Origin of the sequence: Coprococcus ammoniilyticus (assembly GCF_025567345.1) — a bacterium.
GTDB lineage: Bacteria > Bacillota > Clostridia > Lachnospirales > Lachnospiraceae > Coprococcus > Coprococcus ammoniilyticus.
On sequence record NZ_JAOQJS010000002.1, the window covers coordinates 467,287 to 484,140 of the forward strand.

At 41.0% G+C, this 16,854-nt stretch carries 16 protein-coding genes, 1 tRNA gene and 1 pseudogene; 2 read left to right on the forward strand and 16 right to left on the reverse strand.

Annotated elements, in window-relative coordinates; all coding sequences use genetic code 11:
• Window positions 1-5: 5 nt before the first annotated feature.
• From fsa to OCV60_RS04635, 4 genes and pseudogenes are all read right to left on the reverse strand, one after another.
• A complete protein-coding gene (gene fsa / locus OCV60_RS04620; RefSeq protein ID WP_021944145.1) occupies window positions 6-659 on the reverse strand; it encodes a fructose-6-phosphate aldolase in 654 nt (217 codons plus the stop codon).
• A gap of 110 nt (window positions 660-769) precedes the next feature.
• Complete coding sequence (locus tag OCV60_RS04625; RefSeq protein ID WP_173788714.1) at window positions 770-1,660, reverse strand: ribokinase; 891 nt, start codon at window positions 1,658-1,660, stop codon at window positions 770-772.
• Between the two features lie 39 nt (window positions 1,661-1,699).
• Window positions 1,700-2,185, reverse strand: a pseudogene (locus tag OCV60_RS13190) (RbsD/FucU domain-containing protein); the annotation flags it as partial.
• Window positions 2,133-2,279 carry a hypothetical protein gene (locus tag OCV60_RS04635; protein WP_021944142.1) on the reverse strand — a complete coding sequence of 49 codons (147 nt, stop codon included), beginning with the start codon at window positions 2,277-2,279 and terminating at the stop codon, window positions 2,133-2,135. The pseudogene OCV60_RS13190 and the gene OCV60_RS04635, both read right to left, overlap by 53 nt.
• Window positions 2,280-2,629: 350 nt before the next feature.
• Between OCV60_RS04635 and OCV60_RS04640 the strand changes: the two genes are divergently transcribed.
• On the forward strand, window positions 2,630-3,640 hold the full coding sequence (locus OCV60_RS04640) for a LacI family DNA-binding transcriptional regulator (protein ID WP_021944141.1): 1,011 nt from the start codon (window positions 2,630-2,632) through the stop codon (window positions 3,638-3,640).
• Window positions 3,641-3,729: 89 nt separating this feature from the next.
• On the opposite strand, the gene OCV60_RS04645 is transcribed toward OCV60_RS04640, so the two are convergent.
• The 9 genes from OCV60_RS04645 to OCV60_RS04685 all read right to left on the reverse strand — a co-directional run bounded on the left by OCV60_RS04645 (window position 3,730) and on the right by OCV60_RS04685 (window position 13,415).
• A complete protein-coding gene (locus OCV60_RS04645; protein ID WP_173788716.1) occupies window positions 3,730-4,821 on the reverse strand; it encodes a DUF2974 domain-containing protein in 1,092 nt (363 codons plus the stop codon).
• 19 nt (window positions 4,822-4,840) lie between these two features.
• The gene (locus tag OCV60_RS04650) at window positions 4,841-5,317 is read right to left on the reverse strand and encodes an acyl-CoA thioesterase (protein ID WP_008400583.1); all 477 of its coding nucleotides are present in this window, start codon (window positions 5,315-5,317) and stop codon (window positions 4,841-4,843) included.
• Window positions 5,318-5,490: 173 nt separating this feature from the next.
• On the reverse strand, window positions 5,491-7,935 hold the full coding sequence (locus OCV60_RS04655) for a 6-pyruvoyl-tetrahydropterin synthase-related protein (protein WP_262529524.1): 2,445 nt from the start codon (window positions 7,933-7,935) through the stop codon (window positions 5,491-5,493).
• Between the two features lie 5 nt (window positions 7,936-7,940).
• On the reverse strand, window positions 7,941-8,384 hold the full coding sequence (locus OCV60_RS04660; protein WP_117822570.1) for a 6-carboxytetrahydropterin synthase: 444 nt from the start codon (window positions 8,382-8,384) through the stop codon (window positions 7,941-7,943).
• 4 nt (window positions 8,385-8,388) lie between these two features.
• Complete coding sequence (locus OCV60_RS04665; protein WP_117784755.1) at window positions 8,389-9,522, reverse strand: hypothetical protein; 1,134 nt, start codon at window positions 9,520-9,522, stop codon at window positions 8,389-8,391.
• Window positions 9,515-10,888: a TIGR03111 family XrtG-associated glycosyltransferase gene (locus OCV60_RS04670; protein ID WP_021944136.1), complete on the reverse strand. Its 1,374-nt coding sequence runs from the start codon at window positions 10,886-10,888 to the stop codon at window positions 9,515-9,517. The genes OCV60_RS04665 and OCV60_RS04670 overlap by 8 nt, the downstream gene beginning before the upstream one ends.
• A complete protein-coding gene (xrtG, locus tag OCV60_RS04675) occupies window positions 10,875-11,465 on the reverse strand; it encodes an exosortase family protein XrtG (RefSeq protein ID WP_008400576.1) in 591 nt (196 codons plus the stop codon). Before xrtG ends, OCV60_RS04670 begins: the two co-directional genes overlap by 14 nt.
• Window positions 11,466-11,468: 3 nt before the next feature.
• Window positions 11,469-12,899 carry a Firmicu-CTERM sorting domain-containing protein gene (locus tag OCV60_RS04680; RefSeq protein ID WP_262529530.1) on the reverse strand — a complete coding sequence of 477 codons (1,431 nt, stop codon included), beginning with the start codon at window positions 12,897-12,899 and terminating at the stop codon, window positions 11,469-11,471.
• Window positions 12,900-12,974: 75 nt separating this feature from the next.
• Window positions 12,975-13,415, reverse strand: coding sequence for a 6-carboxytetrahydropterin synthase (locus OCV60_RS04685; protein ID WP_262529532.1), 441 nt, complete (start codon window positions 13,413-13,415; stop codon window positions 12,975-12,977).
• A 370-nt stretch (window positions 13,416-13,785) separates the two neighbouring features.
• On the opposite strand from OCV60_RS04685, the gene OCV60_RS04690 reads away from it, so the two are divergent.
• Entirely contained in the window at window positions 13,786-15,102 is a 1,317-nt protein-coding gene (locus tag OCV60_RS04690) for an aspartate kinase (RefSeq protein WP_262529534.1), read from the forward strand.
• Between the two features lie 147 nt (window positions 15,103-15,249).
• On the opposite strand, the gene OCV60_RS04695 is transcribed toward OCV60_RS04690, so the two are convergent.
• The 3 genes from OCV60_RS04695 to OCV60_RS04705 all read right to left on the reverse strand — a co-directional run bounded on the left by OCV60_RS04695 (window position 15,250) and on the right by OCV60_RS04705 (window position 16,661).
• On the reverse strand, window positions 15,250-15,627 hold the full coding sequence (locus tag OCV60_RS04695; RefSeq protein WP_117784751.1) for a hypothetical protein: 378 nt from the start codon (window positions 15,625-15,627) through the stop codon (window positions 15,250-15,252).
• A gap of 260 nt (window positions 15,628-15,887) precedes the next feature.
• Window positions 15,888-16,106: a ferrous iron transport protein A gene (locus OCV60_RS04700; protein ID WP_262529537.1), complete on the reverse strand. Its 219-nt coding sequence runs from the start codon at window positions 16,104-16,106 to the stop codon at window positions 15,888-15,890.
• Between the two features lie 484 nt (window positions 16,107-16,590).
• Window positions 16,591-16,661, reverse strand: a tRNA-Trp gene (locus OCV60_RS04705).
• Between the last annotated feature and the right edge of the window lie 193 nt (window positions 16,662-16,854).

A 16,854-nucleotide genomic window follows, 5' to 3' on the forward strand; every position in this document is an offset into this window, starting at 1 on the left:
AACTCTTATTCGCCAAATACAGCCTTGTAATCTGCCTGGAACTTTGCAATACCCTGATCTGTTAACGGGTGCTTTGTCATCTGCTCGATTACCTTGTATGGTACAGTTGCAATATGTGCACCTGCAAGAGCACAATCTGTAACGTGGATGGGATTTCTTACAGAGGCTGCGATGATCTCTGTATCTAAACCATAATTGTCAAATATTGTTACGATATCTTCGATCAGGTTGATACCTGTTGTGCTGATATCATCTAATCTTCCAAGGAATGGAGATACATAAGATGCACCTGCTCTTGCTGCAAGAAGCGCCTGATTTGCCGTAAAGATCAGAGTTACGTTTGTCTTGATTCCTTCTGCCGATAACACCTTGACTGCCTTTAAGCCTTCAACTGTCATAGGGATCTTAACAACCATATTTGGGTGGATCGCTGCGATCTCTCTTCCTTCTTTGATCATGCCTTCTGCATCTACAGTTGTTGCCTTTACTTCTCCACTAATAGGACCATCTACAATTGTTGTGATCTCTTTGATAACTTCATTAAAATCTCTGCCTTCTTTTGCGATCAGAGATGGGTTGGTTGTTACACCACAGATCACTCCCATGTCATTCGCTTTTCTGATGTCATCTACATTTGCTGTATCAATAAAAAATTTCATATTCCTTTACCTCGCTTTATTTTCTTTTTATTTACAGGCATGTCATTCATGCTTTGCTTTTATATGCATACATGCAATTTCATGCTTTGTTTTCTCCTTTATCTGCTGTATCAGTCTGCCGACAATGCTGCCTCTACTTCTTCTCTCTTTGGAATTGACTGAACGGCTCCATTTCTAGTTACTGCTATAGAAGATGCCTTCGCACTCATTCTTAAGATATCCGGTATCTCCATGCCGCGGATCAGTCCTGCGAGGAAATATCCGGTAAAGGTATCTCCTGCTGCTGTCGTATCGACTGCTTTTACTGGAAAAATCGGCTGTTCATACTCACAGTCCTTGTCTGAATACCTTGCACCATCTTTGCCAAGTGTCAATACGATCTTTGCTTCCGGGAAACGCTTTCTCATGGAAGCAAGTATATCATCCGGCTCTGTCAGTCCTGTGATCTGTGCGCCCTCAATCTCATTTAACAGGAAGATGCTGATCTTTGAAAGATCACAAACTTCAATCTTTTCATTATATGGAGATGGATTAAGTGCGATCACAAGCTTTCTATCATATGCCCGGTCAATGATATAATCCAGCTTATTAACTTCGTTCTGAAGTAACAGAATATCTCCGGCTTCAAAATGTTCTAATACTTCATCTATATATTCTTCTGTCAGACTCTGATTTGCTCCTCCAAAGAGCAGAATGCAGTTCTGTGCATTCTTGTCTACCTGAATGATCGTGTGTCCGGTCTTCTCATCGATCGTACGGATAAATTCATCATGCACACCATGTTCTCTGCATGCATCCAAGAATACCTGTCCGTCTTCTCCGATCATTCCGCCATGATAGATATATACGCCTGCCTTTGCAAGTGCAATGGACTGATTAATTCCTTTCCCTCCGAGGAATACATTCATACCGTAGGTTGCCTGTGTCTCACCCGGTGCGATGATATGATCGACACTGTAGACATAATCAAGGTTCATGGAACCAATATTTAAAACTTTCATCATTCACCTCCAAAATCTGTATTTTTCTGTCGTTATTACTTATGCAGGAAATGCGACTCCTGCTGTAAGGATAATATTTGGATATGGTGTAAATTCACCTGTCCGAATTGCAAATTTCACGTTCTTTGACATTTCCTTTAATGCCATATGAGAGATCATGGATTCTTCTGCCTCCGGAAGACTCTCTCTTATATATGCAAGGAGCGACTGATTCTTCTCAACAATCTTTGCTTCCGCTGTGATACTTCCCGGATGGCTAAATGCAAGTGGATAGGTAAGCTTTGCTTTTCCCTTTGCGATTGAGATCGGCCATGGTCCACAGTGCTGAAGCAGCTCACCATTTGGATTGTCAGGATGACGGATCGTCCAGTCCGCAAAAAAGCTTCTTGACTCTCCCATACCTGCTGCCTCAACCATCAGTGAGGTGATCGCTCCGTGAATATCAGTCTCACATACAACCGGAATACCTTTATCATTTAACAGTGCGTTTACTGCACATGGCATAATTCCGATCTCGCTCTGTAAATCTCTCTGCTGTCAGTCCTCTGTACTTTACAGCATCCGGTGCTGAGAAAATACTTCTTCGTGTCGGTGCATAACCAATTTTAATCTTATCCATGTTATATCCTCCTTGTCCTTTTCTTATATTTCGTTTTGTCTGTTCGTTTGTTATGAGCTGATTATATGCCTCCGATAACTTAATTAATAGTGTAAATTAAGTATAATTAACTTAATCATCAACTTAATTCAAAACTTAATATTGCTATTATTTTCATTTTATGTATAATGAAAACATACCAAAAAGAACCGCATATTTTTTGAATTTTCGATTATATCTTGTGCAGTTTTTACAATACAGACAGAATGCATTATTACTTTCTTCTGAATGCAAGGTTTAACGACTATAATACAGCTTATGATAATTCAATTAATCGGGAACTTAATTCATATATGAAGGGAGTGTATTTCATGTCAATTACAGCTAAAGAACTTGCTAAAATACTTAATCTGTCTGAAGCCGCCGTATCCATGGCATTAAATGATAAGCCAGGTGTAAGCACGGAGACACGAAAGCGTGTATTGGAAACTGCACACAATTATGCTTATGATTTTACAAAGATCAAGAAACCATCGAAATCATCCGGAATAATCTATCTTCTTATATATAGGAAGCATGGAGCTGTTATTTCAAACAACTCTTTCTTCGATGTTCTGATTGAGAGCATTAATGAGAATTGCAGTGCAAATGGCTATCGCCTATATTCACACCACGTTTATGAATATGCTGCCGAAAGTGTCACCAACCAGTTAAACCACATCATCAAATCGGAATGTGACGGTGTTATCTTACTGGGTACAGAGATGTACAAAGAGGATTTCTTCCCATTTGTATATCTGACGCTTCCAATCGTGGTGGTCGATACCTACTTCAACAGCGTAAAGATGGACTGTGTCAATATTAATAATGTACAGGGCGCCCAGCAGGCAACTCATTTCCTGATTCAGCGCCGCCAGAAGATGCCGGGCTACCTACACTCTTCTTACAGCATCCATAATTTTGAAGAACGAGCCGACGGATATTATCAGGCACTTCGAATGGCAGGTTTTGCCGCATCAAAAGCTATCGTGCATCAGCTTCCGCCATATATGGATGGCGCACATGCAGAGATGCTCGCAATATTAGATAATAACGAACCGATTGCTGATTCTTATTTTGCAGATAATGATCTGATCGCCGCCGGTGCTATGAAAGCATTTAAAGAACGCGGTTATCGTATTCCGGAGGATATTGCCATCGTGGGCTTTGATAATGTACCGATGTGCACTTATCTGGAGCCAAATCTGACAACCGTTAATGTTCCTGTTAAATACATGGGAAAAATGGCAGTAGAACGACTGATTTCTGTTATTAACAGCAAACAGTATATGCCGATCAAAATTGAAGTTAACACTAATCTTATAAAGAGACGAAGTGTATAAGCCCTTCCCCTCCTTTCCGGGCTGTGCACTTCGTCTTAGGCAGAGCAAATAAATAAAGTTAAATCTTTCTCGCCTGTATATGGCATTTTCTAATCTTCTGATCTGTTCGATACATTCTTTCTTGTGATCTTTAACAGCGACAGGATTGTCTGGCTGATGACTTTTCGGTTGGCTTCGTCCATCTTCTTGATCGAGGTCAGAATCCTTCCGATATCCTTATGCCAGTTATTTTGCAGATCATCCGTGGTCTTCGCATCGCATTCATCCAGCAGGTCGAACAGGGAGTTTACGAACTGCCTGCGCTGGTCGTAGTCCATATTGTCGATCCATTCTTTTAAGGAAGCATTTAATACACGACATTCATCTGTGATCCCCTCCTCATGGATCAGGGATGGTCCAAAAACCTCCCAGCTATAAACATCATGCTGCATGAAGCCCTCCTGCATACTTCGGATCACGACATATTTCTCTCTGTGCTCAAGCAGCATTCCCACTACGGAATTCTGTGGTATGTATGTGATCATCCGTGATAGCATTCGGTTGTAACCGGCAAGCTCTAACACATTTGGTTCAAATCCCGGACCATCCATACTGCATACCTTCAGAATCCTATCCTGCAGAGTACGTTCACAGGTTGCTGCTGCATAGATTGCAAGATTTCCGCCTTTGGAATGTCCGCACAGCAGGAATGTTCCTGGTATCTGTTCTGCTGCCTGCCGCAAATACTCGACTGCTGTCCGCTGGGACGGAACCGGTGAAAGAAATGCCATATTACAATCCTCCCGCCAACCGACAACTGTTTTATCGGTTCCTCGATATACCACACAGCTTACATCGTCAAATATTTTTACTGTGATTGCTGAAAACTGTTTCTGTATCTCCTCATCCAACTGATTCACATAACCGCATAAGAGCAGATCACCAAATCGTCGGCTTGCTCCCATTGCAGCAAGCAGCTTCAGATCATCTTCATAAATCACCTGTGTCATGCGCTCCGCATCTCCTAAGAAACGCTCTGCCGCCTCTGCTACCGTGACAGTATGATTAAAATCATCCGGCACGATCCCCTCAAACGGTATATATGAAAATCTTGAAAATACAACTGCATCCACCTCATTAAAAGCCGATGTCTCAAACGGCAGATCACCCCGCCATTCCAGATAGTCTAATATATTTGCCATATTCATACCCCCGGCTTATCTAAAAACCTTCTTTACGTCTCTGTCCTCTGAGTTCTCTCCGTTTCTCTCCTGCCAGCCATTCTGCTTGTTCACTTTCGTTCTCAAGTGTCAGCCCCGGAACCGGTCTTGGTTTGTCATTTTCATCGACAGCCACCAATGTCAGATACGCTCGATTGATCGAGCGCCGGATTCCTCTGTGATCCTCGATATAAGTATCCACACGGACATCCATCGAGGTATGTCCGACATAGGTAATACGGCCTACTAATACGATCAGATCCTTCAGATAAGCACCTCGCATGAATTTCAGATTATCAACCGAGGCTGTGATCACATCTCCATTTGAATGACGAATTCCAACAAGACCTGCAACTTCATCAATCCATGCCATTAACTGTCCGCCAAATAATCGTCCGGCACCATTTAAATGCTCCGGCCGCACCTGAAAAACCTGCTCTACCATTGAATCACTGACTTTTTTCGTATTTCGCTCCATACACACCGTTCCCTTTCTGTATTTTCATCCTGTTTATAATTGGAGTATTCATCCGGTATTATTCCTGTTCTACTCATTTTATCATAACAGACGCAAATACACAATCGGCAGCCGGTCTGTCCGACAATACCCTTTTATTCCGTCTATCCTGCAATGCTCTCTTGTCCGGTCTGTTAAACAATATGCTTTCTTCTGTCGCGTACATCCATACATATGCACAGTATAAAACATATAAATCCTGATATCGTGATAATAATTCCCGGTACAAACATAGGATATACAAAGGAAATCTCTGTATGCCTCTCATGCACAACAAGAAGATTCATCTGCTCGGAAATCTCCTGATCAGATGTAAATATGTCCTGTGCCGCAATCGACGTATTGACACCTGTTTCCTGATCAAAATCCGCATCAACATCGATCGATAGTCCATCTTCTTTATAAGCTATTGTGATTGGAACAAGTTCTCTGTCCGGAAGCTGTTCATTTGATATCCCGAGCACATCATTTAAGATGTCAACCAGTGCCGCATCCTTCCTGCTAACAGCTTCATACATCAGATTCAGTCCGAGGAAATATACATTTGGCAGATCATCTTTCATACCTAAAAACGTCAGCTTCTGATTGCCCATCTGAAACGTTCCGATCTCGGTATCGGTTCCGGTTATATAAGCTGTACTAAAATCCCTGTCTTCCTCCGCAAAGTCATCACTTCGGATCTCGCTGTTCTGATAAGAAAGAACCGGATACCGTTCATCAAAATGGATCTGCTGTGCAAATACACCGAGAAACATTTCCTGTTTATTACTCTTATTAGCCGGAACATGGGTACTGTCGATCACAACTCTGGTACCTGCTGCCGCCACGTCCGTAAGTATCGCTTCTGCCTTACTCTGATTCCTGTATTCAAATCCGGTTAAGAACAAAGTATCATACCGGCTCAATTCTTCCACTGAATAATCCTCGATCACATCCGAGCTTCCTGCCACAAATGCCGGATAAAGCAGAGTCATTTCATTTGCATATTTTCCGATTGCAAGCCCATAGTATCCGGTGACCGTTCCAAAGTTCTCCGGTGTCTCACGTTTATAAGTATATGCAGTCGTCATTTCTTGCACCATAGAATAACCGCTGGCTGCCGCATCCTGCTCAATATCAGAGATTGTAATGTCCTGTTTCTCAAGATCAATCTTCCGTATCAGAACCGTATCAGCTCCAAGCTCTACTGCACGATCAAACAGAAAACGATAGTATTTTCGGTCAAGTGCTTCATTTAACAGAACAATATTATCTCCTGTCTCAGCACCCTGCCATGCCCAGCCATACGTGTACATCGTATGACTGCTGCCACTGATTCCATAGGATGGATAAGAACCGTAAGAACTCTTATCAATGACAGCCGTCCGCTGGTCTGTCAGTTCCGTGAGCTGCTGCATCTCCATTTTCGTTTCATCTGATGTAGCAACGCTGTAAAAATCCAGATTCATACATGATATACTGTCTACACACAGAAGTGCAGCCAGAAGCACACAATATTTTTTCTTCAAGCGAACCCATTCCAGACATGCACTGAAGAAAAAACCATAGATCATCGGCGCAAACCGGGTCATCCAGAACAACTGGCTGAACGGAAGCTTTACCAGTATCCGGTATGCAGCAGGCGTTGTACAGGCAAGCATGATCAGTAAAAATACAAAACCGGCTTTCTTTCCGCCTCTTGCAAGCAGGATTCCGGCTATCGCGATAATTACTGCTGCCAGTCCGAAATAAAAGCTGTCATTTCCTGCACTCAGACGTTTAAATGGATTTAATGACGTCGTAAGTGGATAAATCAAAGTTGACATAACACTTCCGTCTCCACTCTCTGACGTCACAAGCCCGCCTTTTAAAGAAGGAATCACCCATATACCCGCTGTCAGGATTCCACAGATCATATAGATAAGAGCAAATATTTTTCTTCTAGTATTCTTATTCCATATCTGATCGATCAGCAGATATAAAAATGCAGATACGCCCATGATCGCAGTAACCATCAGATGCGTAAAACTCATCAATGTCATACAAACAAACAATCCGACAGCTGCACAATTATTCTTCTTTCTTACATAGAGCCATAAGAACCAGATCGCATATGGTACAAGCATCGTCGTCACCATCTGTGGCAGATTTCCCGCTGTAAAATAAATTCTGATATGCTCCGGCATAAAGAACCAGAGCAGTCCGAAGAAGGTTCCAAGCACTCTGCGGTTCTCATGGATCCCCCAGAGAATCCACGGAAGTCCACCGACTACGAATATAACAAAGGCAAGCAGCCTGTAAGCCAGAAGAAGATCGCCCCCTGTAAGAAACATCAGTCCCGCCATAATATAATAAGAGAGCGGTCCCCAATATCTGAAAAGCTGGATTCCGTTATACCAGTATGGGGAGAACAACGGAAAGACATTCCCTTTTTTCAGGCTCTCATACATTTCCTGCGACTTATAGAGATGTCCCCAGATATCACCACCGGACGGCTCATATCCTGATAGCACAAGATACAGTACAAGCCCTGCACCTGCAAGTAACAGGATACTTATACATATGCAGTTTTTCCGAATTCTCTTGTGACTGTCTGTCATATTTCTTACTCTCCAATATGTTTTATCTCATCTAAGATCAGGTCTGTAAGCGTCTGCACCGTCTGATTCTGCTCCATCTCCTGCTCATCCAGCATACTGATCACATATGTTCTTCCCGGTGTCTCACTCATCTCGATCATCAGGAAGATCCATCCCATTGCATTTAATATCTCCTGCAATTTTTCTTTAAAATACAGGCATACGTTTTCGATCGTTGGATTTAATATATCAAACGGCTTTATATCATTCAGATAATTATTCTGAAAAGGTTCCAGAAATTCCTCAACTGCCTTTTCAAGTATATGAAATGGTTCAAAATTCTCCTTTCCCTTCACCACATGCAGAACGATCTCCCAGGTATGCGGATGTACTTCGCCTAATTTTCCACCGATATAGATAGCATGCCTGGCATCCATATAGAATTTGAATTTATACTGTTGATATCTCATTCCGCTACACCTCCTCCTGCTTTCTGGTATAAGCATCGTACACATCCATCGGTTTTTTTATCCCAACATCGATTAAGTCATATCGTATCGAGCGATATGCATTCTCGGACTTTCGGATACAGTACCGGTAAATCTCATCCGCCCTGTCTTTTGCCTGTTGTTCGTCCAGCCTGTAAAGCAGAATAACAAAAAATCCTTTCTTCACCTCACCCATGATCTCGTTTTGGTGAAGTCTGGAACGGATTTTCCTCATAAAATGAAAAATCTCCTGTCTGCTGTAATAACGATCCATCATGTCCAGATGAATGAACATATAATGGATCGGTTTTAACGCCTCATCATCCGATTTCTGAAGCATGATACGAAGAAAATTATTATCATAGAATTCATGTGAGCTGTTATATTGATTCTGCACATAGATATTCTTTGCCATCTCGTCATCTAAAGCCTTTTCAAACCCCATATTCCCGGCATTGCTCGTCACCTTTTCGAGCTTCCGGTTACGTTTGTCCAGTTCTTTTTTCGTACCCTTCAGATTTTTCTCCGCCTTGTTCCAGGATTCCAACAATGCAATCAACAGACCGAGCAGAACAACACTTACAAGTCCTGTTGCAATTACAATATAATAGCCATGCTTTATTGTAAATGTCCGTTCCAGAATACTATCCGTATCAGACACCACACTGATCGTACATTCTTCCTGTCCGACCGTCCATCTGACTGTATCCACCACAACATCCTGCTCACGTATCATCTTCCAGAATTCTGTGATCTCTGCATATTTACCTAATGTATTCGTTGTATTCTCATTCTTTGCCCACAGCACTTCCGAATCTCTTGTATATACCAAGAACCTCTCTCCGGAGGAAACAGTCTGCTCCTGTAAAAAAGCAAGAACCTCCGCATCTTTTCCTGACTTCTGAACCGACTGAATGTTGTAGGCTAATAACTGTAGATAGTCCTCCTGATTATCCTCATACGCCTGTATCACTGCTTCCCGGTTCTGTAACAGCTCATAACAGATACAGCCCATAAATATCATGATAAACAGGATCACGGTTACTGATATCGAGAAAGTTCTCCGATTCGGTGATGTATACAGTTTTTTGATCCATGATTGTTTTTTCTCTTTATTCACTGGTATTTACCTCATCTCTGATCTTCTCCAGCACCCGGTGTGCTCCTGCAAAATCATGCATCACGACCTGTTTAAAGTCATTCCATTCTTCATGCAGGTCTCTTGTCCGCCATGTTCTTGTTTTTCTGGTTGAATTAATAATTCCTGCAAACCGGAACCAGAATACAATAAAATTAAACAGCGGAAGTAAAAAGATCAGATACCATTTCCTTGCATAATATTTTCTCAAATACGGAAAATCCTTTAAAAACAGAATAATACAGATATACAACAGGAAGTTGGCCATACTGTATAAAAAGAATAAGAATACGAGCGATGTCACAATAAGCTTCATCGGATAATTGATAAATGCCAGACAGATAATCGCAAAATACCAGATCATCCGAGGGAACGCAAACGTATGATCATACACAAGGATCCGCATGACGAAATCTTTAAAGAAACTCCTGCCAATGTTCATCTTATCCTTTCGGAACATATGAAGCACTTCCAGCTCACCGCTCTGCCACCGCTGCCTTTGAACATACAGTTTATTCAAGCTCTCGATCGGATCTACAAAAAAGATTGCATTCGGACAAAGTGCCACACGCTTCTTCATCTGAAACCGTACCTGAAAAGTTACATGAGTATCCTCGCACAGGGTATCCGTATTATATAACTGCGTCTTCATGATCGCAGATTTACGGAACGCCGAAAAAGCACCCGACAGAGTAAAGATACTGTTCAGCTCCGACTGGAAATTACGGCCGGATAGAAATGCCTGACAATATTCACCAAACTCCATCTTCTGCAGTAACCGTAAAGCGCATCGATTCGTCTGATCGATCAACTCCGGATTCGTCAGTACTGTTCCGGTCAGGCTGTGGACTTCCTGTTCATTCTCAAACATTGTTACAATATTTCTGATAGCATCCGGTTCTAACATTCCATCACTGTCAATATGGATAATATATTTACCCTGGCAGTTAAACAATGCCAGATTAAGGGCTTTGGATTTTCCCTGCTTCGAATTCATCCAATTAATCGAAAGATTCGGGAAATCCTTCTGACATTTGCTGTATATCTCAAAGCTGTTATCCTGACTCATATTATTGACAAGCAGAACAAATATCTTATCCTTCGGGTAATTCGATTGATAGATCGACTGCACACAGGCATACAGGGTTTCAGCCGAATTATAGACCGGAACGATCAGAGATACCTCCGGATAATGGGATAACGGCTTATATTTCTTCTTCATAATCCTGCGTTTTAACAGGATGATAAAATTCCCGACCGTCGGAATCACTTCCATGATCAACGGAATGACGATCCATGCCACCCAGAAGATCACGGAAGACATAAGCATATTTTTAATTGCTGTCATAACGGAATGCACCTACCTTCTGTCTGACAATCTGTGGTTTCGTGAATACATAGAAATACAGGAATACTGTACATCCATAGAACAGGATTCTGGCAAATATCGTATGTGCAAAGAAATACATATCGATGCCCCATATATGAACTAGCAGGCAGATAAAGAAGATCCGAAGCACATTTGCAAGGAAGATCGCCATCACTCCGATCATACTTACAACCACTCTCTCATATTTGTCATAGACCGGGAAGAACCAGAGCAGCGCAAGAAACGCCAGCATCTCAATCACACCGGAACACTCAAAATCAATATATAAGGACAGACTGGTTCCGCCATTCTGGATAAACAGAATCCCCTGCTGAAAATAAGAATCATAGAGATGCGTCAGCCCACCGATCACACCGGCAACAGCAGAGACGGCCTTTTGAAGCGGAACTACGACATACGGTTCTATCAGTATCAGACTGAAAATAAACAATCCCACACTTCCGCAGATATAATACCAGAAATTCAATTTTGCCCGATATAATACTGTTAATATATAGATCCAACCAAGAAGACAGACAAATACCAGCCAGTTCATCCTCTACCTTTTATCCTTTCTTTTCTTTGCAACATAGCCTGCTGCCAGTAACAGAGCGATCAACACACCTACGACCGGTCCTGTAGAAGATCCGGCAATCGACACACCCTGACCTCCGATATTCGGATTCTGGATCGTGATAGTTCCCATCTCATCCGCAGGAATACCTGTTAATTCTGCCAGACGTTTCAGACTGAGCGAGAATTCCACCTCATCTCCCGGCGTATTATCCTTATGTTCTGCATCATACACTGTATATGCTACTTTACTGTCACATTCATTATTATTTCCATATCCGATAAAAGCTTTCAAGTTAGTATGGATTCCTTCTGATCTCGGAGCCTGCGTACTCCAGTCGATATTTCCGTTCTTTTCCGGCTGGATCTGCATGGCAAATGTCTTGCCGTTGATCGTCAGATACCAGATCTGAAGCTGCATACCGGAGGTATATAATTCATTCATCTTAAAATGGCCATATAAGGTATCCCCGTCTAATGCAAGCTGACCATAATGATTACACTGTTTGTTATTACTAGAATATGTAATCTCCGTCTTCGGTCTTCCTTCCCAATCATCATAATATCCATCGATCTGGATATTGCCGCCTACATGGATTCCGCCTGTTGTTTCTGTTGTTGCCTCGTCCGTCATTTCTCCGGTAGTGCTTGCATTATTGTTATGCTCCGATGTAGTCTCAGTAATTGTTGCACTGCTGTCTTCTGATTCCGTACCGGATATCTCTGTTGTGCTCTCATCAGTACTGTCTGCAGTAGTATCTTCACTTACTGCTTCAGTAACACCCTGTTCCGTTGTCCCGGGAACTGTTGTATCATTTTTTTCAGTTTCAGTTGTATCTTCGGTCGTCAGAATTTCTTCCGTTGAGTCCTTCTCTGTAGCAGATGTAATTTCTTCCGTATTTTCTGTAGAAGCTTCTTCCGTAGTATTCTTTGTACCAATCGCAACTTCCGTGCTCTGCCCTTTATATGTTACCTTCAGCGTATCAAGATTAAAAGCCTCATAAGTATCAAGTGGAACCTGAATCTTCCATGTCATAAATTCATATCCGTAATATTGTTTTTTTCCGGTATTTGTAACCATTCCGGAAGCCCCGCTGATTTCCGAACTCCATGCATCCTTTACTGAAAATGAACTTCCGTCTCCATTATTTCCATTATTCAATATGATCGCATTCAATCGATCCAGTGACACTCCGTCTGCCGACAGGTCAAAACGCTCATTCAGATATCCTGACCAGCTTCCATTATAACGGATGCACAAATAATCATTATCCGTATATATATCTACTGTATTTCCATTATCTTCAAACGTTGCTGCCTGACTCCTCATTCCTGTCATTGGCATACAGGAAACAGCGATCAATAATACCGCTATCCCTACAGTTATTAGTTTTTTACAGATTTTCTTATGTCTCATCATACATGCCTTCTTTCTGTCTGTTTTATGACATTCCACACAAAAAAGACCCATCTTATCCGAATGAGTCCCTATCTATTTTTTCTGGTCAGGCATCTGTTTCTTATAGAACAAGATTGCCTCCAGATTTTCTCTGCTCCGTCTCTCATTAACCGTCGGTAACAAAATGCGATCACACACCTGATACACCCCAAGCGGTGTATCCCCTATATCAAGCTGCATCAGCTCCGCATTCAATTCCGATAATTTTATCTTTAATTGTTCGTAAAAATAATCTCCGATTGCCTCTATACTTGCATTCCCGGCAAAACAGGGAAGTTCATTCAGATACATGCCCTCATATCTGCCGAGAAAAATCTCTATCATTCTGTCAAGCCGTTTAAAATCCATATCTCGGCCAGAATGATTACGAATATACAGTATCATCGTAAATGTATGACTATGTGCCTGTTCTTTATTGCCATCAAAGCTATGGCTGGCGTTAAAATGATACTGACACTTATAATAATCAATCACATTATCACCTCAATCTTCTAGCCATTTGGGCATTATGCTACCTTTTCGACTGCTATTCTAGTATAGAAAACAAGCAAATTCAAGGAAGTACAGCATTTTTTCACATTTGGAGATAACGAATTTTTTCAGCTGTTTCAGTCATTTTGCACAATTTACGTGTGAAATCCATATTCTTATATTTCATCTATCAAAAATCTCAGATTATTTCTGAAAAGGTTCAACATTTTGCCTAAAACAAAACCATTATACAAGAGGTTTTTATTCGATCATTCAAAATTCAAAAAAATCACATTTTTTCCTTGTCTAATCGGCACAATAATATTAAGATAGAGATAATTTGTAAATAAAAATAAAAATGCAGGAGTTTATTATGAAGAAAGTTGTTAAATTTGGTGGAAGTTCCCTGGCAAGTGCAGAGCAGTTCAAGAAGGTCGGTAAAATCATCCATGCAGATGATAGCCGTGTATATGTTGTTCCTTCTGCTCCGGGAAAAAGATTTGATGGAGATACTAAGGTAACCGATATGTTACTTCATGCATATCAGACCGCCAGCGAAGGCAATGATGTTGACGAAGAATTAAAGGCGATCAAAGCAAGATATGATGAGATCATCACAGGTCTTGAGCTGAAGGATTTCAGTCTGGATGACGATTTTGCGGAGATCAAAAAGAACCTCGCCGAGAATCCTCAGAGCGATTATGCTGCATCCAGAGGTGAATACTTAAACGGTAAAGTCATGGCAGCTTACCTTGGTATTCCATTTATCGATTCGGCAGAAGTCATCTTCTTCAACGAAGAAGGAAATCTGAATGATTATAAGACATACAAGCGTCTGACCGAGCGTCTCGCTCAAAATGAACGCGCCGTTATCCCCGGCTTCTACGGAATGGGTAAAGATGGAAATGTTAAGACCTTCTCTCGTGGTGGTTCCGATGTAACAGGTTCTATCGTTGCAAGAGCCAGCCGCGCAGATGTATATGAGAACTGGACAGATGTATCCGGTTTCCTTGTAGCTGACCCAAGAATCGTTCCGGATCCAAAGCCGATCAAATATATCACATACCGCGAGCTTCGTGAGTTATCCTACATGGGTGCTTCTGTTCTCCACGAAGATGCAATCTTCCCAGTAAGAAGCTGTGGTATTCCTATCAATATCAAGAATACAAATGTACCGGAAGATGCAGGAACATGGATCGTTGAAAGTACCTGCCAGAAGCAGGATTATGTCGTAACCGGTATTGCCGGAAAGAAAGATTTCTGTACAATCTTCATTACAAAAGCAATGATGAATTCAGAGATCGGCTTCGGTCGTAAGGTTCTTCAGGCATTTGAAGAGAACAATATCTCCTTCGAGCATATGCCATCCGGTATTGATACTATGACCATCGTTGTTCATGCAGACGAATTCATCGATAAGGAACAGAGCGTTGTATCTGCTATCCATCGTCTGGCAGAACCGGATTCTGTTGAGATCGAATCCGGTCTTGCACTGATCGCGGTTGTAGGTCGTGGTATGAAGTCAGCCAGCGGTACAGCAGGTAAGCTTTTCACTGCTCTCGCAAACAAGGGCATCAATATCAAGATGATCGATCAGGGTTCTTCTGAGCTTAACATCATCATCGGTGTTGAAAACCGTGACTTCGAGACAGCAATCAAAGCAATCTACAGCACGTTTATTACAAAATAATATTTATATCGTGGGCAATTATCAGAGCACATTGTATAAATACAGACTTTAGCTTACTGTCCTCGCACAGGTAATACAAACGCCTGTCATTGGTTCTTATTCAATCCAATGGCAGGCGTTTGTATTCATATTAAATATATTCCCATTTTACCAGACATCATTATAATTCTGATATGTAATTTTTTTTAACTTTCCTAATGATTTTACTTTTTTCTGATAAGCTTTTTTTGTTGTTCTCTTACCATTTACATAATACTCGTTTATTGTTTTATACGTTACCGGATCCATCCTTGTGCTATATTTCGCGACCTCTGTTCCACCCGATTTGGTCTTTTTAAAATATGTTTTTACATATAAGCCCCTATGTCCATCAAATTCATCTACAAATGCTTTATCAGACATTTTTGTTATACGTGTATATATACCATGTTGGTCACTCTTTGTACTTTTGCTTCTAAGCTTTCCTTTATAATAATATTTAAACTTTAAAGGTTTCCCATTTGTCTTATAAAAATATTTATCCAAACACTTCTTGTATGTTGCCTTTGCTTTTTAGTAAACTTAGATGCTGTCTCGCTTCCACTACATGGCAGTATAAGTGCAACGATCAATAATGCACATAATAAAATAATACTTCTTTTTCTTTTGTAAATGTCTTCCTCCAAATAATTGATATATAAATAATAATATATATTATTTATTATTTCAACCAACTCATTTTCATTTAACATTTACACAATAAAACATTTGCCCACGACTTCAAGAACAGTTATAAATTTTATCTCTTACTGTACATCCGGTTGGCACATCTTAATCCGTTCTGCCGCATCCTTGTTAATCGCAAGACATCTCCCGTGTACCCGAACGATGACATTTCCGAAAAACGATGATACCACCTGAATCTCATCCCCCGTATCTAACGGACAATCTCCAAATAATGCTTTATCTGCACAGTTCCACGCGATCGTTGAACAAAATCCATCCGCTGCATTTGATAATGACATCACAATAACCACCCTTTCTTCTAACAAATATGTGTCAATCATCAGCTGATATATACTCAGTATATCCCCGCTTATATGAATTATACTTCCGCACTCCCTGTGCAAGTCAATGCTAATTATTGTTCAACAATCTAATCTTTCTTATCAGAAACTAACTATCTGATCAACCATGCTTTAGAAACCTTTTTGTTCACAAGTTCTGCTATTTATATTTTGTGTGAATAGTTCTCAAGTCGATGAAAAAAAACTAGAACATTCACAACATTTCCATCAATATTAAATACAACCACATAATTCATCTGTGGCACAACCGCCTCTCTGTTATCAACATACATAACTCTTCTAATACATTATGCCTTGTCCGACAATTATAGAGCTATCTTTATATGAATATAGTTCATTCTCCTTTCGTTTAGTTTGCCCACTTCATTGCCCACCTAAAAAAATAAAGCCCTGAAAACTCAGCGTTTTCAAGGCTTTCTAGCAGGGGATGAGAGAATCGAACTCCCACCAAAGGTTTTGGAGACCCCTATCATACCATTTGACCAATCCCCTATACTGCTTAAGTGTCCTAAATTGGGACACTTAACAGGTAGATGAAATATTTACTTTTCATGTACCTTCAGAATTTCATACAGAAAGTCTTGCGACTTCACTCTCTCCAATCTCTTCCGCTTATCTTTCGAACCTCTCAGGATAAGTCTTCGACCTATTAGTATCTGTCAGCTGAATGCGTTACCGCACTTAC

Bases quoted from the DNA above. Each gene is read 5' to 3' on its own strand.
- fsa (WP_021944145.1), bottom strand. From the start codon at position 659: ATGAAATTTTTTATTGATACAGCAAATGTAGATGACATCAGAAAAGCG.
- OCV60_RS04625 (WP_173788714.1), bottom strand. From the start codon at position 1,660: ATGAAAGTTTTAAATATTGGTTCCATGAACCTTGATTATGTCTACAGT.
- OCV60_RS04635 (WP_021944142.1), bottom strand. From the start codon at position 2,279: ATGGATAAGATTAAAATTGGTTATGCACCGACACGAAGAAGTATTTTC.
- OCV60_RS04640 (WP_021944141.1), top strand. From the start codon at position 2,630: ATGTCAATTACAGCTAAAGAACTTGCTAAAATACTTAATCTGTCTGAA.
- OCV60_RS04645 (WP_173788716.1), bottom strand. From the start codon at position 4,821: ATGGCAAATATATTAGACTATCTGGAATGGCGGGGTGATCTGCCGTTT.
- OCV60_RS04650 (WP_008400583.1), bottom strand. From the start codon at position 5,317: ATGGAGCGAAATACGAAAAAAGTCAGTGATTCAATGGTAGAGCAGGTT.
- OCV60_RS04655 (WP_262529524.1), bottom strand. From the start codon at position 7,935: ATGACAGACAGTCACAAGAGAATTCGGAAAAACTGCATATGTATAAGT.
- OCV60_RS04660 (WP_117822570.1), bottom strand. From the start codon at position 8,384: ATGAGATATCAACAGTATAAATTCAAATTCTATATGGATGCCAGGCAT.
- OCV60_RS04670 (WP_021944136.1), bottom strand. From the start codon at position 10,888: ATGACAGCAATTAAAAATATGCTTATGTCTTCCGTGATCTTCTGGGTG.
- xrtG (WP_008400576.1), bottom strand. From the start codon at position 11,465: ATGAACTGGCTGGTATTTGTCTGTCTTCTTGGTTGGATCTATATATTA.
- OCV60_RS04680 (WP_262529530.1), bottom strand. From the start codon at position 12,899: ATGAGACATAAGAAAATCTGTAAAAAACTAATAACTGTAGGGATAGCG.
- OCV60_RS04690 (WP_262529534.1), top strand. From the start codon at position 13,786: ATGAAGAAAGTTGTTAAATTTGGTGGAAGTTCCCTGGCAAGTGCAGAG.
- OCV60_RS04700 (WP_262529537.1), bottom strand. From the start codon at position 16,106: ATGTCATTATCAAATGCAGCGGATGGATTTTGTTCAACGATCGCGTGG.